The sequence below is a fragment of the Bacillus sp. ISL-34 genome (assembly GCF_018613325.1).
Classification (GTDB): Bacteria; Bacillota; Bacilli; order Bacillales; family DSM-1321; genus Peribacillus.
The window spans coordinates 119,527-136,560 of the sequence record NZ_JAGGQJ010000031.1 but is presented as its reverse complement, the minus strand read 5'-3'; the positions used below and the strand labels follow the sequence as shown (position 1 = coordinate 136,560).

The window sequence follows — 17,034 nt, the reverse complement described above, 5'->3', positions numbered from 1 at the left end:
ATCTAGGCAAAATAATCGAATAGCTTCACATCGAAAAAGGATTACCAAACGGCAAGGAAAAATGAAGGGACGAATTGCTTCTGCCCATTTACTATTAACGATTGCTTATAACATCTTAAAAACAGGAGAACCTTATCATGAACTAGGCTCAAATTACCTTGAAGAAAAACAAAATAACAAAGAATTAAAAATGATCGAATACCTAAAAAAGAAAGGCTATACAATCGCTCCATCTAAACAACAAACTGCATAACCAGTTAAATAACGAAATAGTACATTTAAGCCCATCAAAAAAATGAGAATATGGAGGGTTTATTTTAACATGGCTTTTTTACTATTGTGTTTTCATACAAAAAAGCTGTCTACAGTCTGACCCATTCAACTTTGAATGGGTTTTTATAAACATTGTTTAGCAAAGCTTAATAAATAACAGTGAAAATGAACCAAACGAACATTAACAATTGAATTAATATTTTGGCTACGCTGCCTCCTAAAAAACCAATAATGGTAGCAAATCCAATTTTGGTCGCTTTCATAGCATCTTTATGAAGGATGTACTCTGTAACAAGAACTGCTAAAAATGGAACGAGAATAATCCCGAAAGGAGGGAAGACGAATGATCCAATAATAGTGGCAATAGCAGCGATTTTCTCAGACGTTTTTGAGCCGCCGTATTTTTTCACAAAATAACTGTTTGCAATAAGGTCTGCCGCGATTAAGACAGCACTTAATATTACCATACTGATCCAGAACCATAAGGATAACTCATTCGGATTAATGAGAAATTGATAAACAACAAATCCTCCCCAAATGGCAACAACCGAAGGGATAATAGGATAGACAATCCCTACAAAGCTTAATACAAATAAGAGGATCGTTAATCCCCACCACAAATACTCCATTAAAACTCCACCTTTTATTAGTAATACTTATTTCATTATTTGATAACTTAATTATATTTCTATTAAGAACAAAAACCAATGTTAAACGTATTAGAAATGCCGGGGTGTTTTATCATCTATTTTTAGTAGGGGAAAACACCAAGCAAACAATACACTCGGATCGTACTCAATAGATAAATGCTGAATAATAAAAAACTAAAAGAGCTTTAAAATCAGCTCTTTTATAAGGGTTGTTTTTAAAAAAAGTTTTTCTTAAGTAATTGATTATTACTATTTTTGAACAGACAATTAGAGCATTCTTCAAAAAGCATTATTGAACATAGATGATTTTTGAACAATCCTCTAATTTATAAAAAACCTTAAAGTATTAATCATTTAATTGGCTGTAAGCGATATCGCGCAGGTCTAAATCTGCGATCAATATTTCTTCTTTTCCAAATACCAGCTCTTTTATATAATCACCTAACGGCCCAACAATAGCACTTCCACCCGGGCACATCTCTTCTGGTAAATTCTCTAATTCTGTATAACCAGCCAGGTCTCTTGGGTACATTTCTTTGTTTACGTATTGGTTGCAGGATAAAACAAAACATCTTCCTTCTGCAGCAATGTGGCGGATTGTCGACTGCCAAAGCTCACGGGAATCAGCAGTAGGCGCAATGTAAATTTGAACACCTTTTGCATACATAGCAGCCCTTGCCAGCGGCATATAATTTTCCCAACAGATAAGAGCTCCAATTATCCCATATGGTGTATCAAAAACAGGAAGTGTGCTGCCGTCTCCTTCTCCCCAAATTAATCGCTCCGAACCTGTTGGTTTTAATTTACGATGCTTTCCAAGCAGCGAGCCATCCGGCCCAAAAAATAAAACGGAGCAGTAAGGGTGCCCCCGCTAATAATTTGTAAGGCTCTTTCTCTAAGTTCTCCGTGTTTTTTCGAAGAAAATAGCACGTGCTAAATCGTTCATGGCTTCTCCCTTATTTAATCCACGTTGGATTCGACGACGTAAGGTTTCGCTAGAAATATAATCTAAGATGAATAAGGTTTTTTCAATTCGTCCCATCTATCTTAAAGTTGTAGCAAGGCTATTTTGTCGAGAATAAGAACCTATTTTTCCCATGATGAGGGAAGCCGAGACCATTCCTTCACGAATTGAATGTGCCAACCTTAATACATCATCATAATTTTCCTGAATAATCTTAGTATTAATTCTCCCACGCAGCAACTTTTCCATTTCCTGATATTGATCTGGCTTTTCAAATGTATAAAGTTTGGAATCTGCAAGGTCCCGTAGTCTTGGAGCAAACCGAAACCCTAACAAGTTGGTTAGCCCAAATACTTGATCCGTATAACCAGACGTATCTGTGTAATGTTCTTCAATTTGCATGTCGGTCTCATGATGTAATAAACTATCTATAACATGAACAGAGTGTCTTGCGTTGGTGTTAATCACTTTCGTATAGAAGCTAGAAAATTGTGTTTTCCATAAACAGAATTCACCTTTACTCAAGGTGAATTCTGTCTAAACGAAAGTTTAATTATAATTCTCCATTAGTTTCAATAACTTTTTTATACCATTCAAATGAATCTTTCTTATATCTCTTCATTGATCCGTTTCCTTCATTGTCACGATCAACATAAATCATGCCATAACGTTTTTTCATTTCACCTGTAGTAAAGGACACAATATCGATGATTCCCCAGGGTGTATAACCCATTAAATCAACACCATCGTAAGTGACTGCTCTTTCTAAAGCTTCAATATGAGATTTTAAATAATCAATTCGCTGTGAGTCATGAATGGATCCGTCTTCTTCAAGAGTATCCACGGCACCAAATCCGTTTTCTACGATAAATAATGGAACTTGATATCTATCGTATAAGCGATTTAATGTATATCTTAATCCAGTTGGATCAATCGCCCAGCCCCAATCGCTAGATTTAATATAAGGGTTTTCTATACCATTTGGTAATCCACCATTTACGATATCTCCCATGTTATCAAGCTCTACATCACTTTTTACTGTAGTAGACATATAATAACTGAAGCCTAAGTAATCGACTTTACCGTTTCGTAAAATTTCTTCGTCGCCGTCTACAAATTGAATATTATATCCTTCTCTTTCAAACTCTTTTAAAGCATAGCTCGGATAATATCCTCGAACCTGAACATCTGGGAAGAAAAAGCGTTGTCTCATTGACTCTTCAGCTAACATAATATCTTCTGGATTTGAGGAATACGGATAAATAGGCACGTGTGAAACCATTGCGCCAATTTGGAACGCTGGATTAATTTCTTTTCCTTTTGATACAGCCAGTGCACTTGCCAGTAATTCATGATGTCCAGCTTGATACATCACTTCTTTCGCCTTTTCTCCCAGTTTTACCATAACACCTGAGTTGGTCCATAAAAAGAGAGGATTATTAACGTCCATTTTGTTATTAATTTCATTAAATGTCATCCAGTATGTCACTTTGTCTTTATAACGCTTGAAGCAAACCTCAGCGAATTTCACAAAAAAATCAACCATTTTTCTGTTTCTGAATCCGCCGTATTCTCTGGCTAAATGCAGGGGCATTTCAAAGTGAGACAATGTAATGACTGGCTCGATTCCATGTTTTAACAATTCATCAAACACATCATCATAAAATTTTAATCCTTCTTCATTGGGCTCGGCTTCATCACCTTTTGGGAAGATTCTGCTCCAGCCAATAGAAGTTCGTAAACATTTTAATCCCATTTCGGCAAACAGGGCGATATCTTCTTTATAGTGATGATAGAAATCAATGGCTTCGTGATTCGGATAGAATTTATCGTCTTCAACTGTTTCTGTTATTTCTCGCGGTACACCATGTGCACCTGCTGTCATTACATCTACTACGCTTGGTCCTTTACCGCCTTGATTCCATCCGCCTTCAAATTGATGAGCAGCTAATGCGCCCCCCCATAAAAAATCTTTTGGCATTTTTCTCATTTTTATTTCCTCCTTATTTCACTACTGTAAACAGTTTCTGATCTAAGCTGCTGTCTTCCACATTTTCAACGATAACCTCTTTGTAGGCACTTGAATTAGTTATGATGACAGGGGTAATCGCTTTCAATCCTTGTTTTTGAATAAATTCTTTATCAAATTGTATTAATAAATCACCTTTTTTGAATTTCGCTCCATCTTCTACGTGTAAAGTAAAAGGTTTTCCATCTAACGTAACGGTGTCTAACCCAATATGCACAAGCAGTTCCACACCAGACGTTGATCGCAAGCCGATTGCATGCTTCGTAGGGGCCAACATGACTACCGTCCCGTCAAAAGGGGCATACAATTTGTTATCAGATGGTTCGATTGCTAAACCTTGACCCATAGCGCCTGAGCTAAATACTTCATCGGGAACTTTTGAAAGTGGGATGACTTTACCGTTAAACGGCGCATTTATCGTTTCTTCATTATCACTCGGCTTGTTTACCGGTAAATTCCCGACAGCTTCTCCTTCTGTTACAGGAGACATGTCTGCTTCTTTTGCTGAATCTTCACCATATCCAAAGATTTGAATAAGAACAACTGGAAGAATAATAGCGATAGCACACCCTGTTAAAATTCCCAATATTGACATTGGATAATCTGCATTTATGCCATTTACAATGGTCAGTGGTCCTGGCAAGCCGGCATATGCAAAGTAATAAGGGTTAAAGAAACTCGCTACTATGGCACCAATACCACCTGAAATACATCCAAAAATAAATGGTCTTTTAAATCGTAAAGTCACCCCGTAAATAGCTGGTTCTGTGATACCAAATAGTCCAGTTATAGCAGCTGAAATGCTCACTTTTCTTGTTTCTTGACTTTTTGCCTTGAAGATTATACCAAGGACTGCACCAACTTGTGCAACAACTGCGATCGTTTGATAGGCTTGGAATGAATCTCGTCCATACAAATCAAAGTTTGCAAGTACCATAGGAGTGACTCCCCAATGTACGCCAAAAATAACGACTGCTTGCCAAAGTCCCCCAATAATAGCTCCAGCCAAAAAAGGAGCGTTTTCTGCTAAGAAGTTATAACCATTTGCAATCCCGTTTGCTCCCATTGTTGTAATAGGACCAATTAGCAAAATCGTCAAAGGAACCATAATGATCATACATAAAAGTGGAACAAATAAGGGTCTAACTACTTCGTTTATTCGCTTATTTAAAAATCTTTCAAGATAAGACAGAATCCACACTAAAAATAATGGCGGCAAGACGGAAGAGGTATAAACGGTTTCCGTTAAAGAAAGCCCTAAGAACGTAATGCTGCTTCCATCTGCAATCTTTGCAGCCATTTCTGCCCAGGTTGGACTAACTAGAGCAGCACAGCATGCTACTGCTATATAGGCGTTTGTTTTAAAATGTTTTGATGCTGTAATTGCAATAAAAATCGGTAAAAAAGTAAATGGCGTCCACGATATAAAACTTAAGACTTGGTACGTTCCTGTTTTTACAAAACTATCAGAAAACAAATTGATAATAATTAACATCCCTTGCAAAATACCAGCTGCAGCTAAAATATAAACAAATGGTGCAAAAACTGCTGACATTGTAGCAATGATACGATTTAGTACCGTTCCTTTGTTTTCAACTTGATCCGAATTTTCAATGTTTACTAAACTTGAAAATTCCTCATAAACTTCCCCCACATGCTGGCCAATGACAACTTGAAATTGTCCGCTATTTTCGACTGCTGTAATGACTCCTGGCATAGATCCTACTTTTTCTTTTGCTTTTGGATTTGATCGTTTAAGCACTAACCTAAGTCTGGTTGCACAACGCGTAGCTCCAATAACGTTTTCTTCTCCTCCAACAGCTTGTAAAATATCTTTTGCAAGCTTCCCGTAATCTCTAACTTTCCCTCCCATTTTTCTGTCCCCCTTTATTTAAGTATACGCTTACATTATAATTGTACCGGTATAATTTTTCAATGCCTGAATAAAATAATAATATATATATAATGTTAGTTAAAGGTTTTTGACAAATTTATGGTATAATCGGATATTGTATGAGATAAATAAAACAAAGAGGTATATATATATGAATAAGTACCAGCAGATCGCAATTGAAATTGAAAAGTATATTGAAGATCATGCGCTTCAACAAGGAGATAAACTACCATCTTTAGAAACGTTGATGACTCAATTTGAAGTGAGTAAGAGTACAATTACCAAATCTTTAGATCTTTTAGAGAAAAAAGGGATTGTGTTTCAAGTCAGGGGTAGTGGAATTTTTGTTAGAAGGCATAAGAGAAAAGGATATATTAGTCTTCTTTCTAATCAGGGGTTTAAAAAAAGCCTTGAAGATTTTCAAATAACGTCAGAAGTGATTGAATTAGACGTGCGAAAACCAACAAAAGAAGCGGCTCTTAATTTAAATATGGAACTTGAAGACGATGTCTATTATGTAAAAAGAGTTCGTTATATTCACGGGCAAACGTTATGCTTAGAGGAATCCTATTTTAATAAATCGATTATTACTTATTTGAATAACGAAATTATTTCTGAATCGATATTTAATTATATTACGGAAGGATTAGGATTAAAAATCGGTTTTGCGGATACATTTCTTAAAGTTGATAAGTTGACTGATGAAGAAGCGAAGTACTTAAGATTGAAAAAAGAAGATCCTAAATTATACGTTGAATCTGTGTTTCATTTAAACAATGGTCAACCATTTGACTTTTCCAAAGTAACGTATAACTATGAACAATCGCAATTCTTCGTCCAAACGAACAGTCATTTTTTATAAAATTTAAGCTTGTCTTCAGAGAAACCTAGCTAGCTAAATGCTTTTATAGAATTTTTTTGTAAAAACCTATTAACATAACAAATTTTGCTTTTTTACTGAAAATCCTTTTGTCTACAAACTGCAGGGACTTCCTTTTGGAGGTCCCTGTTCTTATTCCTACAATGCAATGTATTATTCTTGATACTCAGCTTAATTATGACGAGTACAACCAACACTCTGGCTGGGTGAGGCCGCCCTCGTTTGCGATTTGCGCTGCGGCTAATTCTCGGGCACCTTCTGGATTGCGAATTTAAAAGGCCACAAACGGCTCAACCATTTCCCTGATTTCCTGCTTAATTCGTACCACTTCAAAAATTGGGGTTAATTACATTTTCAAAACTCCTTTTCATTTTATTTTTTTATTTGTTGCCCTTTTGGTTTTTCTCTGGTAGGTTTTTCTTTCATATTTTCATTTGCCTTGCAAAGCGAATTAGTTCCCCAAAGGGGGATTATTTTTCCCCTTTGACATGTAGAACAAAAAGCACGCATAGGCAATCGGTTAAGGGATAAAGTACAAAAAGTTTTTGATGTTGCAATAGCGCCATTAATCAAAAAGTTTTTTGCCCCTTAATCGATTGACTGGCCGTCTTAGCTTCCTGCCGGAAAGGTTCGGGTGTCCTACCGGATGGAAGGTTAGTCGGCCTGCGCTTTTTTACTATTCGGAAGGCAAAGGAAAAAAATAATAAGAAAAGCAGCCGCCCGGCTGCTATCCTTGTGACTCTTTATTCTATTAATCCCTTAATCTTAATAATTTCCGGTTCGTTTGGTATGGCGGCAAGCCCGTAAATGGTACAGGAACCTACGGAATGTAGGCGAAGCATGAGCCATACAGTTCGTCGTTATCGGATCATTTAATGCCGAAGCGACACGTACATAATGTGGGAAGGGGTTCTTTCCTTTCTGTACAGTCTGTAGTGCTAGTAGGTTCAATAAGAAGCGATCCATTTTCTTATAGGAACGCCCCATTTATAAAAATTTAAAATGGTCAACAAATAAACAAAATAAACACACCTTTCAAGTCAGGTACACTTAAAACCAGAAAATATTTATTCCATCATTTTTCTCATATTCTGTATCTCTAGATTAATCTTCCGTATTTGCTTGTCAATTTCATCAATTTGAAGCTCAGTGGCCCCTTGTTTTCTTTTTTCTAACAGCTCTTCTCGTAATCTTTTTAAAAATACCACTCTACCTAACAACCCCATCTCAAACCCACCTTTGTTTATCATTTTATTTAATCAAAGAGGACTAATTTTAAATTTGGATCATTGGCTCAAATAAATGATTATTTCCCCATTTATTTTTCTTTTTTAAAACTAAACACTTCAATAAAATTACTCTCTTTTCTGGGATATAGACAGACTTAAGAGAAGGTATTTTTATAAATATAATTGGTAATGGAAAAAAAATCAAATGACATGTTAGGTTAAATGACATAGTTTTATTGTTTATCTTAATCAACTAATATATTTTCTAATTTAAACCAATATGACGTGTAATTGCTAACTTAGACTTCCTCATATATAAAAATTCCATTTTCCTTACAAACAAAGGACTAGCGCCGTTCTTTTCTCCCTGTATCTTTAGGTTTCGGGGGTAGGGGGACTTAACTGTTGTAGTGCGCTTGCTTATCCATGAATTGTCACGATCATAATAGACCCAAACCTCCCCTACTATTTACCCTAACCTATAATTAGTCTGATAATCTACTACATAAGGAGACAACAATGTATATCTGGAATATTAACAAACTCGTCATAGCATTACAGGAAGGAACGATTTCTGACAAACAAAAGAAAAGTTACCGTATTATTTTTTGGGTTTTAGTTGCTCTTACGGTGCTTCCACTTCCTGTAGTTTATAACCCTACAATTATGAATAGATATGATGTTATTGATCTAATTTTATATATTATTATCAATGTGATTGCAATCTATCTATTAATCAGTATTTATAAAAAGAGAAGTAGAAAAGATTTAGGTTTCTTCTTGCCCTTTGTTGGCTTAATGATTCCACTGTTTTTACGGAACATCTTATGGTCCATACTTTTAACTATCATAGGTTATACTTACATTGTCTTATTTGCCCCTTATCATTCATTTGAAGAAACTAATATAATCGATGTAATTATCACGGCTATAGTCGAAATTGCAATGAACATTATGTTTGTTCATTACTTTAAAAAGATATATTACTAGGAAGCACCTTTATTGGTGCCTTTTTATTTTTGTCTCAAAATCTTACTTCCTCCTCACAGCTCCACCTTCTCTTTTCTAAGTTTCACGATTCATACCCATTAATTCGAGCTCACCTTCCTTTCTCTAAAATAAAAAGCACCCTCATAAGGATGCTCAGAATTTGTTTTCTAATATAAATGGCATTTCAGAACTACTTCTAACTTTTTGGGTTCACTTCAACTTTGGCGCTTTTTTAGTCAGCAATTTTCAAAATACACTGCTTTAAATATAGGAAATGCTCAAAGATACTGTAAAACCCCCTTTTATGCCTTATGGATTATTTAAATAAACGTCTGAGAGAGGGGCGCAAAGCAATTCATGATGATATTGAAAGCTGGATGTCAACACTAAATCAGACAACTTTCTTACGTTTAGTCAACAGCGCTCATTTTTCAACCAGCCACTTCGGGGTTGTTTCTCCCTTCCAATTAAAGCGAAAAAGCGTCCAACTTTAATGAAATAAAGTCGGACGCTTGGGCAGAAGGAAACTTCTTCTTTCCAAAAGCCTGTTTATATATTTTTATTTTCTAACTAAAGCATAAATAAATTTATAAAAAACCTCTGTGGCTAAAGCAATGTCTTCCTCCGAACTGTATTCAAGCGGATTATGGCTGATACCGTCTTTGGAACGAACAAAAAGCATAGTGATTGGACAGCGGTCGCCAAATTGCATTGCATCATGACCCGCACCGCTGATCAGCTTAAGAGGCTCTATTCCTGCCTCCTTTATTTTGTCCGAGAGCAGCTGTTGTAATGCTGGATCTGCTTTTACTGGTTTTACACGCTGCAGTTCGCGAATGTTCCATTGCAGATCTCGTTTTTGAGATACCTGTTGAATGATGGATATAATTTGTTTTTCAAGCCCGTTTCGATGTTCTTCGTCAATGTCACGAATATCGATGGTAAATACAACTTTTCCTGGAATTACATTTGTGCCATTTGGGTAAACATTGAGTTTGCCAACCGTTGCCACTGCTGTTGATTCGCTTTGCATGAGAGTTTCAATTTCAATCATACATTCGCTAGCACCAGCCAATGCATCTTTACGGATATTCATTGGCGTTGCGCCTGCATGTTCACTCATTCCTTCAAGTGTTATTTCCAGCCAAAGTGGTCCGGCTACGCCGCTTACAATACCTACTGGCAGATTTGCTTTTTCAAGTACTTTTCCTTGTTCAATATGCATTTCTACATATACATCAATATCTTCCAGCTTTGCATCGGCAATCGTTTTTGGATTAAACCCACTTTTCTGCATAGCCTGCGCAATACTAATCCCATCGTTATCAAGAATATTCAGATGACTTTCTTTTAATGTCCCAGCCATCGCACGGCTGCCAATCATCCCAAATCCAAATCTTGAACCTTCCTCATCTTTGAAAGCGACTACTTTCAAAGGTTTGGTTTGTTCAACTTGCTGTTCTTTTAGCGTCTGGGCGATTTCAATGGCTGACAGTACACCTAGAGTACCATCAAATTTCCCGCCCTCTGGCACTGTATCGATGTGTGAACCCACAACAATAGCAGGGCCTGTACCGGGAGTAGATCCTATAACATTTCCCACTTCGTCAACCGTGACTGCCAAACCCGCCTGCCTCATGTACTCCATCACCAGGTCAACAGCTTCCTGCTCTACATAGGTATAGGAAAAGCGGGTTATCCCGCCTGTTGCATCATTTTTTCCGATTTCGCTCAGTTCTGCTAGATGACCCAGCAATCTTTTACTGTTTATCATTGCTGGCTTCAGCCTTTAATTGAAATTGAAAATGGCACTGGCCTTCTTTTAGTACATATTTATCATGAACAACTTTCATATTTGGGTTATAACCTTGGGCAATAGCTGGATCAATTTCCTGGCAGTACAAAATTCCGTATTGATGCATATTGTCGTCCGCCCACTGCTGGCCAAGCGGGCAATGAATAAACGTTTGTTCAATTTCTTGGTCTTTGTATTTAGTGTCGATCTTAAATAAATCACTGCGGCCCATGTCATAATTTGTTAAATAGTTTTCAATCGAATTGTCAGTATCGTTTGTACGGGCCCGCTGAGCAATTCCTTTTCCCCTTTTTTCTCCGAAGCGCTTGACAGACAAAGAAATCGTTTCTTCTCCTTCTTTTCCGTATTCATCCACAATTTGTTTCGCAAGCTGAGCAAACATCTTAGAAAAACGGGCAAATGATGTCAGAGCAGCGTATTTTTCTTCCCCCTCAACTTGTTTCGGAAGATAATCATAAAATGTATGGTTTTCGCCTTCAGCGGTCGCTTTTTTGGCTAGCGATTCTGCATCTTTTAATCCAAAATGCTCTAAGCCCGCTTTAATCAGCTGCCGGCCTTTTTCTCCAAATTGATCTGTTACTGCTGTATCTATTTCGGTAAACATTTTTGCCGTAATAACGTCCATGGATAAAGCTTTCATCTTTAGCGATTCACTCATCCTTGTTTCACCCCTTAAATTAATTCTTATTGATTTACTCTGATATTGCTATTATTTTATATATAAAGCACTGTATAAATCAAATGAATAATTTGATAATCAATTATGAATAATTTTCATAACAAGGAGGTACCTATGCCTACACTTGCACAGTACATTACATTTCAAAATTTAGTCGAGACAGGCAGTTTTACTGCAACTGGGATAAAAATGAATTTAACACAGTCTTCCATCAGCCATGCCATTTTGAATTTAGAAAATGAATTAGGGCTCTCTTTATTCCACCGTACTCAAAAACAATTGAGCTTAACCGAGGAGGGGAAAATTGTTTATCGCAACATCTTAAAAATTTTAACAGCTCAAGTAGCTCTGGAAAATGAAGTAGCAGACTTAAAGGGCTTGTTAATTGGAACTGTACGTATTGGGGTTCTTCCTAGTGTCTCGTTTACTTTTCTGCCAAGCATATTGGCTTATTTAGAAAAAAATTACCCCGGTATTAAAATTGAGATTTCTGAGGGGAATTATGATCAAATTGAGGAGTGGCTGCTTTCTCGCATGATTGACGTTGGTTTTTTGTCGGCCCCAGCTCCCGCAAAAGCAGAATTTGAAGAACTGTTGAACGATCCACTTGTTTGTATTATCTCAACGGATCATCGGCTGGCAGAGTTTACAACAGTTGAGGTAGAGCAGCTGGCAGGCGAGCGATGGATCATGCCGAAACGATCCATTGATCGTGATGTAACAAAGTTGTTGGCCAAAGAGAAAATTCCGATGAAGGTCGTTTATGAGATGGAAGTCGATCAAGCGATTATCTCTATGGTAGCGGAAAATCTGGGAATTTCTATTATGCCGGAGATGCTGCTATCTGTGCTGCCTCCAAAAATAAAAAAATTATTTTTTAAGAAAAACTACTCCAGAACCATTGGAATTGCTTATTTAAAAGGGATAAAACTGTCTGCAGGTGCAGAAAAATTTATTGAAATTACAAAAAAAATCATCGAAAAATAGTTTTTTATGTTTGACAAAATAAAACTCCTCAAATATTATCAGTCCAAACCGATAAGGGTAATTGGTTTTGGTAATTTGAGAGGAGTGCATACAAGTGCATACAATTATTTATGTAGAAATAGCCGTTTATTTGCTGGCAATGCTGGCGATAGGTATATATTTCACAAAAAAAGATTTAAGCCATAATGATTTTTTCCTGGGAGGGAATAAGCTTCCGGGCTGGGCCCTTGCGTTCTCGGAGCGTGCAACTGGCGAGTCAGCTTATATGTTCTTAGGAGCAATCGGGTTTATTTATGTTTCAGGCTTATCAGGTGTTTGGATCTTATCTGGAATGTTTTTAGGGGTTGTGTTTTCCTGGCTTTTCTTATCAAAGCGGTTTATGGACGAACAAAAACGCTATCAGGTGAATAGTTTAACAGATTATATTGCAGTGAAATTCCCTAAATATTCAGGAATTATTCGATGGCTGGCTTCCATGGCAATTGTTTTATTCTTCGTATGTTATCTAGCAGCACAATTTTCCGGTATGGGAAAAACCATCTATTCTTTGTCAGGATTTAATATTACTTGGGGCACTATTATCATTGCTGCTATCATTATTGCTTATTCTTGCATGGGCGGATTCATGTCCGTCGTTTGGACAGATACGGTTCAAAGCTTTTTGATGCTTGCTTCGTTTATTATTGTTCCTATCGTTGCTTATATGGAAATTCAGGATCAAGGACTTTCTATTAGCAGTTCACTGGCTGCAATGGGGAATGGAGCAGACAGCTGGGTTGGCGGCTTAAATGGTTTTGCCCTTGGGGCTATGCTTTTTACAAACCTTTCATGGTTCTTTGGCTGGCTGGGAGGCCAGCCGCAGTTAAGTTCACGTTTTATGGCTTTGTCAGATGAAAAAGAACGCATTAGTGGCCGTAATATGGCCTTGGTCTGGACTTTAATTGTGTATGTAGGTGCGTTTTTATCATCTATTTTTGCCTCGACGCTATATAAACAAGGAACCATTGATGATCCAGAATTGATCTTGCCTCATATGGTATTTGATTTACTGCCTCCATGGGTTGCAGGCATTATCCTAGCAGGTATTTTAGCGGCTATCATGTCAACAGCGTCTTCACAATTACTTGTGATCACAACGTCTATTAGTGAGGATATCATCCACAAAACACTAAAAGTAAAGATTAGCAGTTCAGGGCTTGTAAGATTGTCACGTGTCGTTGCCGTTATAAGCGGGATCGTCGGCATTATTATTTCTCTTAAATCTGGATCTGTGATTTACAGCTTAGTAAGTTTTGCTTGGGCTGGCATTGGGAATACGTTTTCTGTAGTAATTTTGCTTATATTCTTTTGGAAACGAGTTTCAGGCATAGGGGTTATTGCTACAATTGTTGTTGGCTTCCTTAGTGCCATTATTTGGTCACTCTCTCCACTTGAAGCCATTGTTTCGGCAAAAGCGGCAACATTTTTTATCTGCTTAATTGTTGGGGTTATATTCTCACTTCTTTTTCCAGATGAAAAACAAGGCTAAGATATTTAAAATAAATATACTTTTTCCGATCCAGTTCTCTTACTTTCATGTCTGAAAATACTTCTTGTCAATCAAAAAAAGTGCTGCCGCTACTAACAGGCCGCACTTTTTTATACAAAAATGATAAAGGCGTTCACTGGAAGAAAGGAAAGCTTTGAATAAAAATCTCCCCATGTAGGAATGACGTAAGAAGATCTATGGGGAGGTCATCAAGGACTTCTTTTTTCTATCTAAGGAAGAGATTGAGCAGCTGATTGAAATCATGCCTAAAACGCCATTTAAAAACTCGTTAAGATGTGTGATGTCTTAACCAATCAGTCCATTGTTTTGCAAGACTTTCAGGATTTCCTCCTATAGGTCCTGTTTTAGTTGCTTTTTCTACAAGTTCTAATACTTTTTCTTTCGTGACAACAGCAGCTTTATCTTCAGAATACCATTTCATTCCTTATTCCTCCGTCATTCCCTTTGGAATCTCACTGACATAGGCATTTACATATATCGGTGTATCAGCTTCCACTTTCCAACTATCTGCTAATGTCCCACAGTCAACAGCATCATAACCGATTTGATTCGTAAATTCTGCCACTTTTGCTTTTGCTTCCGTGTCATCTCCTGTAATTGGAAGTGCCCATCGATTCTGCAAAATTGCTGTAACTCACGATTAACCCTCCTTTTATAGGTTTATTGCTAAGTTTTTAAATGCAGAAGGAAAAGAGTAATAAAAAAAACCTAAATCAAACATTCAAATTTGAATGTTTAATCTAGGTTTTGCCCGTAAGGTAACAACCCTATTATCGACCGTTATTTTTTATAACTCTTTCAATATGAATGGTTAAATAAATCATTTCTTCATCTGTTAATTGGTAGGTATAAGTGCTCTCAATGAATTTCTTTATTTTCTGTGAACACTTAAATGCTTCTGGGTATTTTAATATAATTACATTATATAAGTCTTCATCTGCGGTGCTGCTGTAATGATTGCTCTTTACTAAACGTTGTGCGAAAAATTTAAGATGTGTTATAAAACGATAGAATGTTAAAGAATTTTCATTAAACTCCAACTTAAAATGATATCTAACTATCGTTAAAATTTCTTGCATAACCTTAGTCATGCTTTTTACAACAGGCATCTCTTCATTTAACTCAGCATTAACAATATGAAGGGCTAAGAACCCTGCTTCATCCTCTGGTAAAATGACACCAAATTGTTCACATATCATATTTAATGCTTCTAATCCTATCTCATATTCGTCTTTATATAATTGCCTAGTTTCCCATATTAATCCATTTTTAATGGGCAAATTATTTTTATAACGTTCAATTGCAAAATGAATATGATCAGTTAAATGAATATAAATGCTATCGTTTCGTTTTCTAAAGTGAAAATTTTATCTATTTGTTGTTTATTGATTTCATCACCAACACGCTTATTAAAGACAATTCCACGTCCAATGATGATAACCTCTTGATTTTCTTTTGTTGAGCTAACTGCATTATTGTTTAATATTCTCTCGATTTCACTTTATAAACCCCAGATTTATACTGTATCCCCTCCCATATTAGAAAAAGGCAAAACCACTACCTCTTTCTCGGTAATCAGTTTTGCCTGATTTAACAGTTACAATCCGTTCTGTATACGCTTACCTTAAGGTATTGGTTAAGCAACATCTGTTTATAATTATAAATAAAAATAGATTGCATACTATGGGCAAATTAGTGAATTTCGTTGTTTATTCAACATATCAATAATTTTGCAAGTCGGGATCCAGATGTGGGTCGTGAAGCTACGCGAAACCTTAAGGAGTCAAATCTGGACGTTTCGTTTGTGGTGATGGATGTAGATAATAAAGAAAGCATACATCAAGCTGCGATTACAGTAAATGAGCAGTACGGAAGATTAGACATATTGATTAATAATGCTGGCATCTATTTGGATGAGAATAAAAAGTTAGTGGCAATGGACCCTTCCATTCTGGAGAGAACGATGGCAACGAATTTCTTCGGGGCTTACCATGTCATCCGTTCCTTTATTCCCATCATGGAAAAACAAGGTTATGGAAGAATTATTAATGTTTCTTCGGAATATGGGGCATTGAGCGCATTGTCTTATCCAGGAGTAGGCGCATATAAAATGTCTAAACTTGCCTTGAATGGATTGACACAATTGGTTGCTGAAGAAATCAAAGGTGATATTAAAATAAATGCGGTCGATCCGGGATGGGTAAGCTCAGATATGGGTGGACCATCGGCTCCAAGAACTCCTAAGTAAGCTGCGGGGTCTATCCTTTGGTTAGCGACGCTTGGACCTGAAGGACCTAACGGGGGATTTTTTAGTGATGGAAAACAAATCGATTGGTAACAATACAGTATGAGCAAATTATTTGGTGGCCACACCATAAGGACTTACCGTTGACCTTCCCCATAGGATCATATTCTGAAATAACTCTTTAAGGAGATTTTACAGTTACAATTGAAAAAGTTAATTAAAAGAAAGAGTTTTTTGTTTAATTATCGCACAGTAGGAAAAACATGAATTGAACTTTATACTCGGCACGATGTCTGTACATGAAAAGTATCGTGGAGAAAACACAGTGCCTAATCTTACATTAAAATAGGAGTTGCTTAAGGCGTGTAAACTGATAACAGTTTTGATACGCCTTTTTAGGTTTATATAGTATTTTTACATAAAATGGCGTCATGTCTTTTAGTTATTCTTATATCCACTTTTGACATTGTTAGGTCACTAAACTTTTCTTAAGATAATCAACAATTATGAAAACACCATCCTTTCTCGTAAACTTCTTACGATAAGCATAGCGTTTTTTCATTTTGAGGGTATGATTTTAACTTCGCTTGATAGGCATGTGGTAGGACCCCATACAGTGAAAGTTCTTTTAGAGAAATCCCCCAATATACTATGTTAATAAATATAACATAGTTTATTCTTCTAAATAATCTATACTTTATTTATATAACTAGATTAACAATAAAGATTATTCTAAAACACGCTTGCATAAGTGTTTATAACTTACTTCTAAAAAAATATACGTTTTATAATCTGAATTTTAAAAATATTTATGTAATTTACTGTAACACGTGTTGTTAAATAACTTAA

General features: G+C 36.4%; 14 protein-coding genes and 4 pseudogenes. 6 read left to right on the top strand and 12 right to left on the bottom strand.

All coding sequences use genetic code 11. The features are described 5' to 3' along the window. Positions 1 to 253, top strand: a pseudogene (locus tag J7E52_RS21085) (hypothetical protein); the annotation flags it as partial. A gap of 166 nt (positions 254 to 419) precedes the next feature. Here the strand turns inward: J7E52_RS21085 and J7E52_RS21080 are convergent. From J7E52_RS21080 to J7E52_RS21060, 5 genes and pseudogenes are all read right to left on the bottom strand, one after another. Continuing rightward, complete coding sequence (locus J7E52_RS21080; protein ID WP_214750388.1) at positions 420 to 902, bottom strand: DUF456 domain-containing protein; 483 nt, start codon at positions 900 to 902, stop codon at positions 420 to 422. 373 nt (positions 903 to 1,275) lie between these two features. Further along, positions 1,276 to 1,791: pseudogene (locus J7E52_RS21075) on the bottom strand (nitrilase-related carbon-nitrogen hydrolase); the annotation flags it as partial. An 11-nt stretch (positions 1,792 to 1,802) separates the two neighbouring features. Next, positions 1,803 to 2,379: pseudogene (locus J7E52_RS21070) on the bottom strand (Tn3 family transposase); the annotation flags it as partial. Positions 2,380 to 2,440: 61 nt separating this feature from the next. Next, complete coding sequence (gene bglA, locus J7E52_RS21065; RefSeq protein WP_214750387.1) at positions 2,441 to 3,877, bottom strand: 6-phospho-beta-glucosidase BglA; 1,437 nt, start codon at positions 3,875 to 3,877, stop codon at positions 2,441 to 2,443. A 13-nt stretch (positions 3,878 to 3,890) separates the two neighbouring features. Beyond that, entirely contained in the window at positions 3,891 to 5,789 is a 1,899-nt protein-coding gene (locus tag J7E52_RS21060) for a beta-glucoside-specific PTS transporter subunit IIABC (RefSeq protein ID WP_214750386.1), read from the bottom strand. A gap of 172 nt (positions 5,790 to 5,961) precedes the next feature. Between J7E52_RS21060 and J7E52_RS21055 the strand changes: the two genes are divergently transcribed. After that, entirely contained in the window at positions 5,962 to 6,672 is a 711-nt protein-coding gene (locus J7E52_RS21055) for a GntR family transcriptional regulator (protein ID WP_214750385.1), read from the top strand. A 390-nt stretch (positions 6,673 to 7,062) separates the two neighbouring features. Here the strand turns inward: J7E52_RS21055 and J7E52_RS21050 are convergent, their stop codons facing one another. Beyond that, positions 7,063 to 7,263 carry a hypothetical protein gene (locus J7E52_RS21050; protein ID WP_214750384.1) on the bottom strand — a complete coding sequence of 67 codons (201 nt, stop codon included), beginning with the start codon at positions 7,261 to 7,263 and terminating at the stop codon, positions 7,063 to 7,065. A 494-nt stretch (positions 7,264 to 7,757) separates the two neighbouring features. Next, positions 7,758 to 7,916 (bottom strand): hypothetical protein, encoded by a 159-nt coding sequence (locus J7E52_RS21045; protein WP_153246122.1) that lies wholly within the window; start codon positions 7,914 to 7,916, stop codon positions 7,758 to 7,760. A gap of 522 nt (positions 7,917 to 8,438) precedes the next feature. On the opposite strand from J7E52_RS21045, the gene J7E52_RS21040 reads away from it, so the two are divergent. Next, positions 8,439 to 8,909: a hypothetical protein gene (locus J7E52_RS21040; protein ID WP_214750383.1), complete on the top strand. Its 471-nt coding sequence runs from the start codon at positions 8,439 to 8,441 to the stop codon at positions 8,907 to 8,909. 559 nt (positions 8,910 to 9,468) lie between these two features. Here the strand turns inward: J7E52_RS21040 and J7E52_RS21035 are convergent. Both J7E52_RS21035 and J7E52_RS21030 read right to left on the bottom strand, forming a co-directional pair. Further along, a complete protein-coding gene (locus tag J7E52_RS21035; RefSeq protein ID WP_309476918.1) occupies positions 9,469 to 10,665 on the bottom strand; it encodes a Zn-dependent hydrolase in 1,197 nt (398 codons plus the stop codon). Positions 10,666 to 10,669: 4 nt separating this feature from the next. Beyond that, positions 10,670 to 11,365, bottom strand: coding sequence for an L-2-amino-thiazoline-4-carboxylic acid hydrolase (locus J7E52_RS21030; RefSeq protein WP_286197972.1), 696 nt, complete (start codon positions 11,363 to 11,365; stop codon positions 10,670 to 10,672). 123 nt (positions 11,366 to 11,488) lie between these two features. Here J7E52_RS21030 and J7E52_RS21025 point away from each other — a divergent pair, with 123 nt between their 5' ends. Both J7E52_RS21025 and J7E52_RS21020 read left to right on the top strand, forming a co-directional pair. Further along, positions 11,489 to 12,391 (top strand): LysR family transcriptional regulator, encoded by a 903-nt coding sequence (locus tag J7E52_RS21025; protein WP_286197970.1) that lies wholly within the window; start codon positions 11,489 to 11,491, stop codon positions 12,389 to 12,391. 94 nt (positions 12,392 to 12,485) lie between these two features. Further along, positions 12,486 to 13,919 (top strand): sodium/proline symporter, encoded by a 1,434-nt coding sequence (locus J7E52_RS21020; protein WP_214750380.1) that lies wholly within the window; start codon positions 12,486 to 12,488, stop codon positions 13,917 to 13,919. A gap of 289 nt (positions 13,920 to 14,208) precedes the next feature. Here J7E52_RS21020 and J7E52_RS21015 read toward each other — a convergent pair whose 3' ends face one another. The 3 genes and pseudogenes from J7E52_RS21015 to J7E52_RS21005 form a co-directional block, all read right to left on the bottom strand. After that, complete coding sequence (locus tag J7E52_RS21015; protein WP_214750379.1) at positions 14,209 to 14,361, bottom strand: hypothetical protein; 153 nt, start codon at positions 14,359 to 14,361, stop codon at positions 14,209 to 14,211. Between the two features lie 3 nt (positions 14,362 to 14,364). After that, complete coding sequence (locus J7E52_RS21010; protein WP_214750378.1) at positions 14,365 to 14,562, bottom strand: NAD(P)-binding domain-containing protein; 198 nt, start codon at positions 14,560 to 14,562, stop codon at positions 14,365 to 14,367. 148 nt (positions 14,563 to 14,710) lie between these two features. Then, positions 14,711 to 15,435 (bottom strand): annotated as a pseudogene (locus J7E52_RS21005) (PRD domain-containing protein). A 210-nt stretch (positions 15,436 to 15,645) separates the two neighbouring features. On the opposite strand from J7E52_RS21005, the gene J7E52_RS21000 reads away from it, so the two are divergent. After that, on the top strand, positions 15,646 to 16,188 hold the full coding sequence (locus tag J7E52_RS21000) for an SDR family NAD(P)-dependent oxidoreductase (RefSeq protein ID WP_286197969.1): 543 nt from the start codon (positions 15,646 to 15,648) through the stop codon (positions 16,186 to 16,188). Positions 16,189 to 17,034 lie beyond the last annotated feature (846 nt).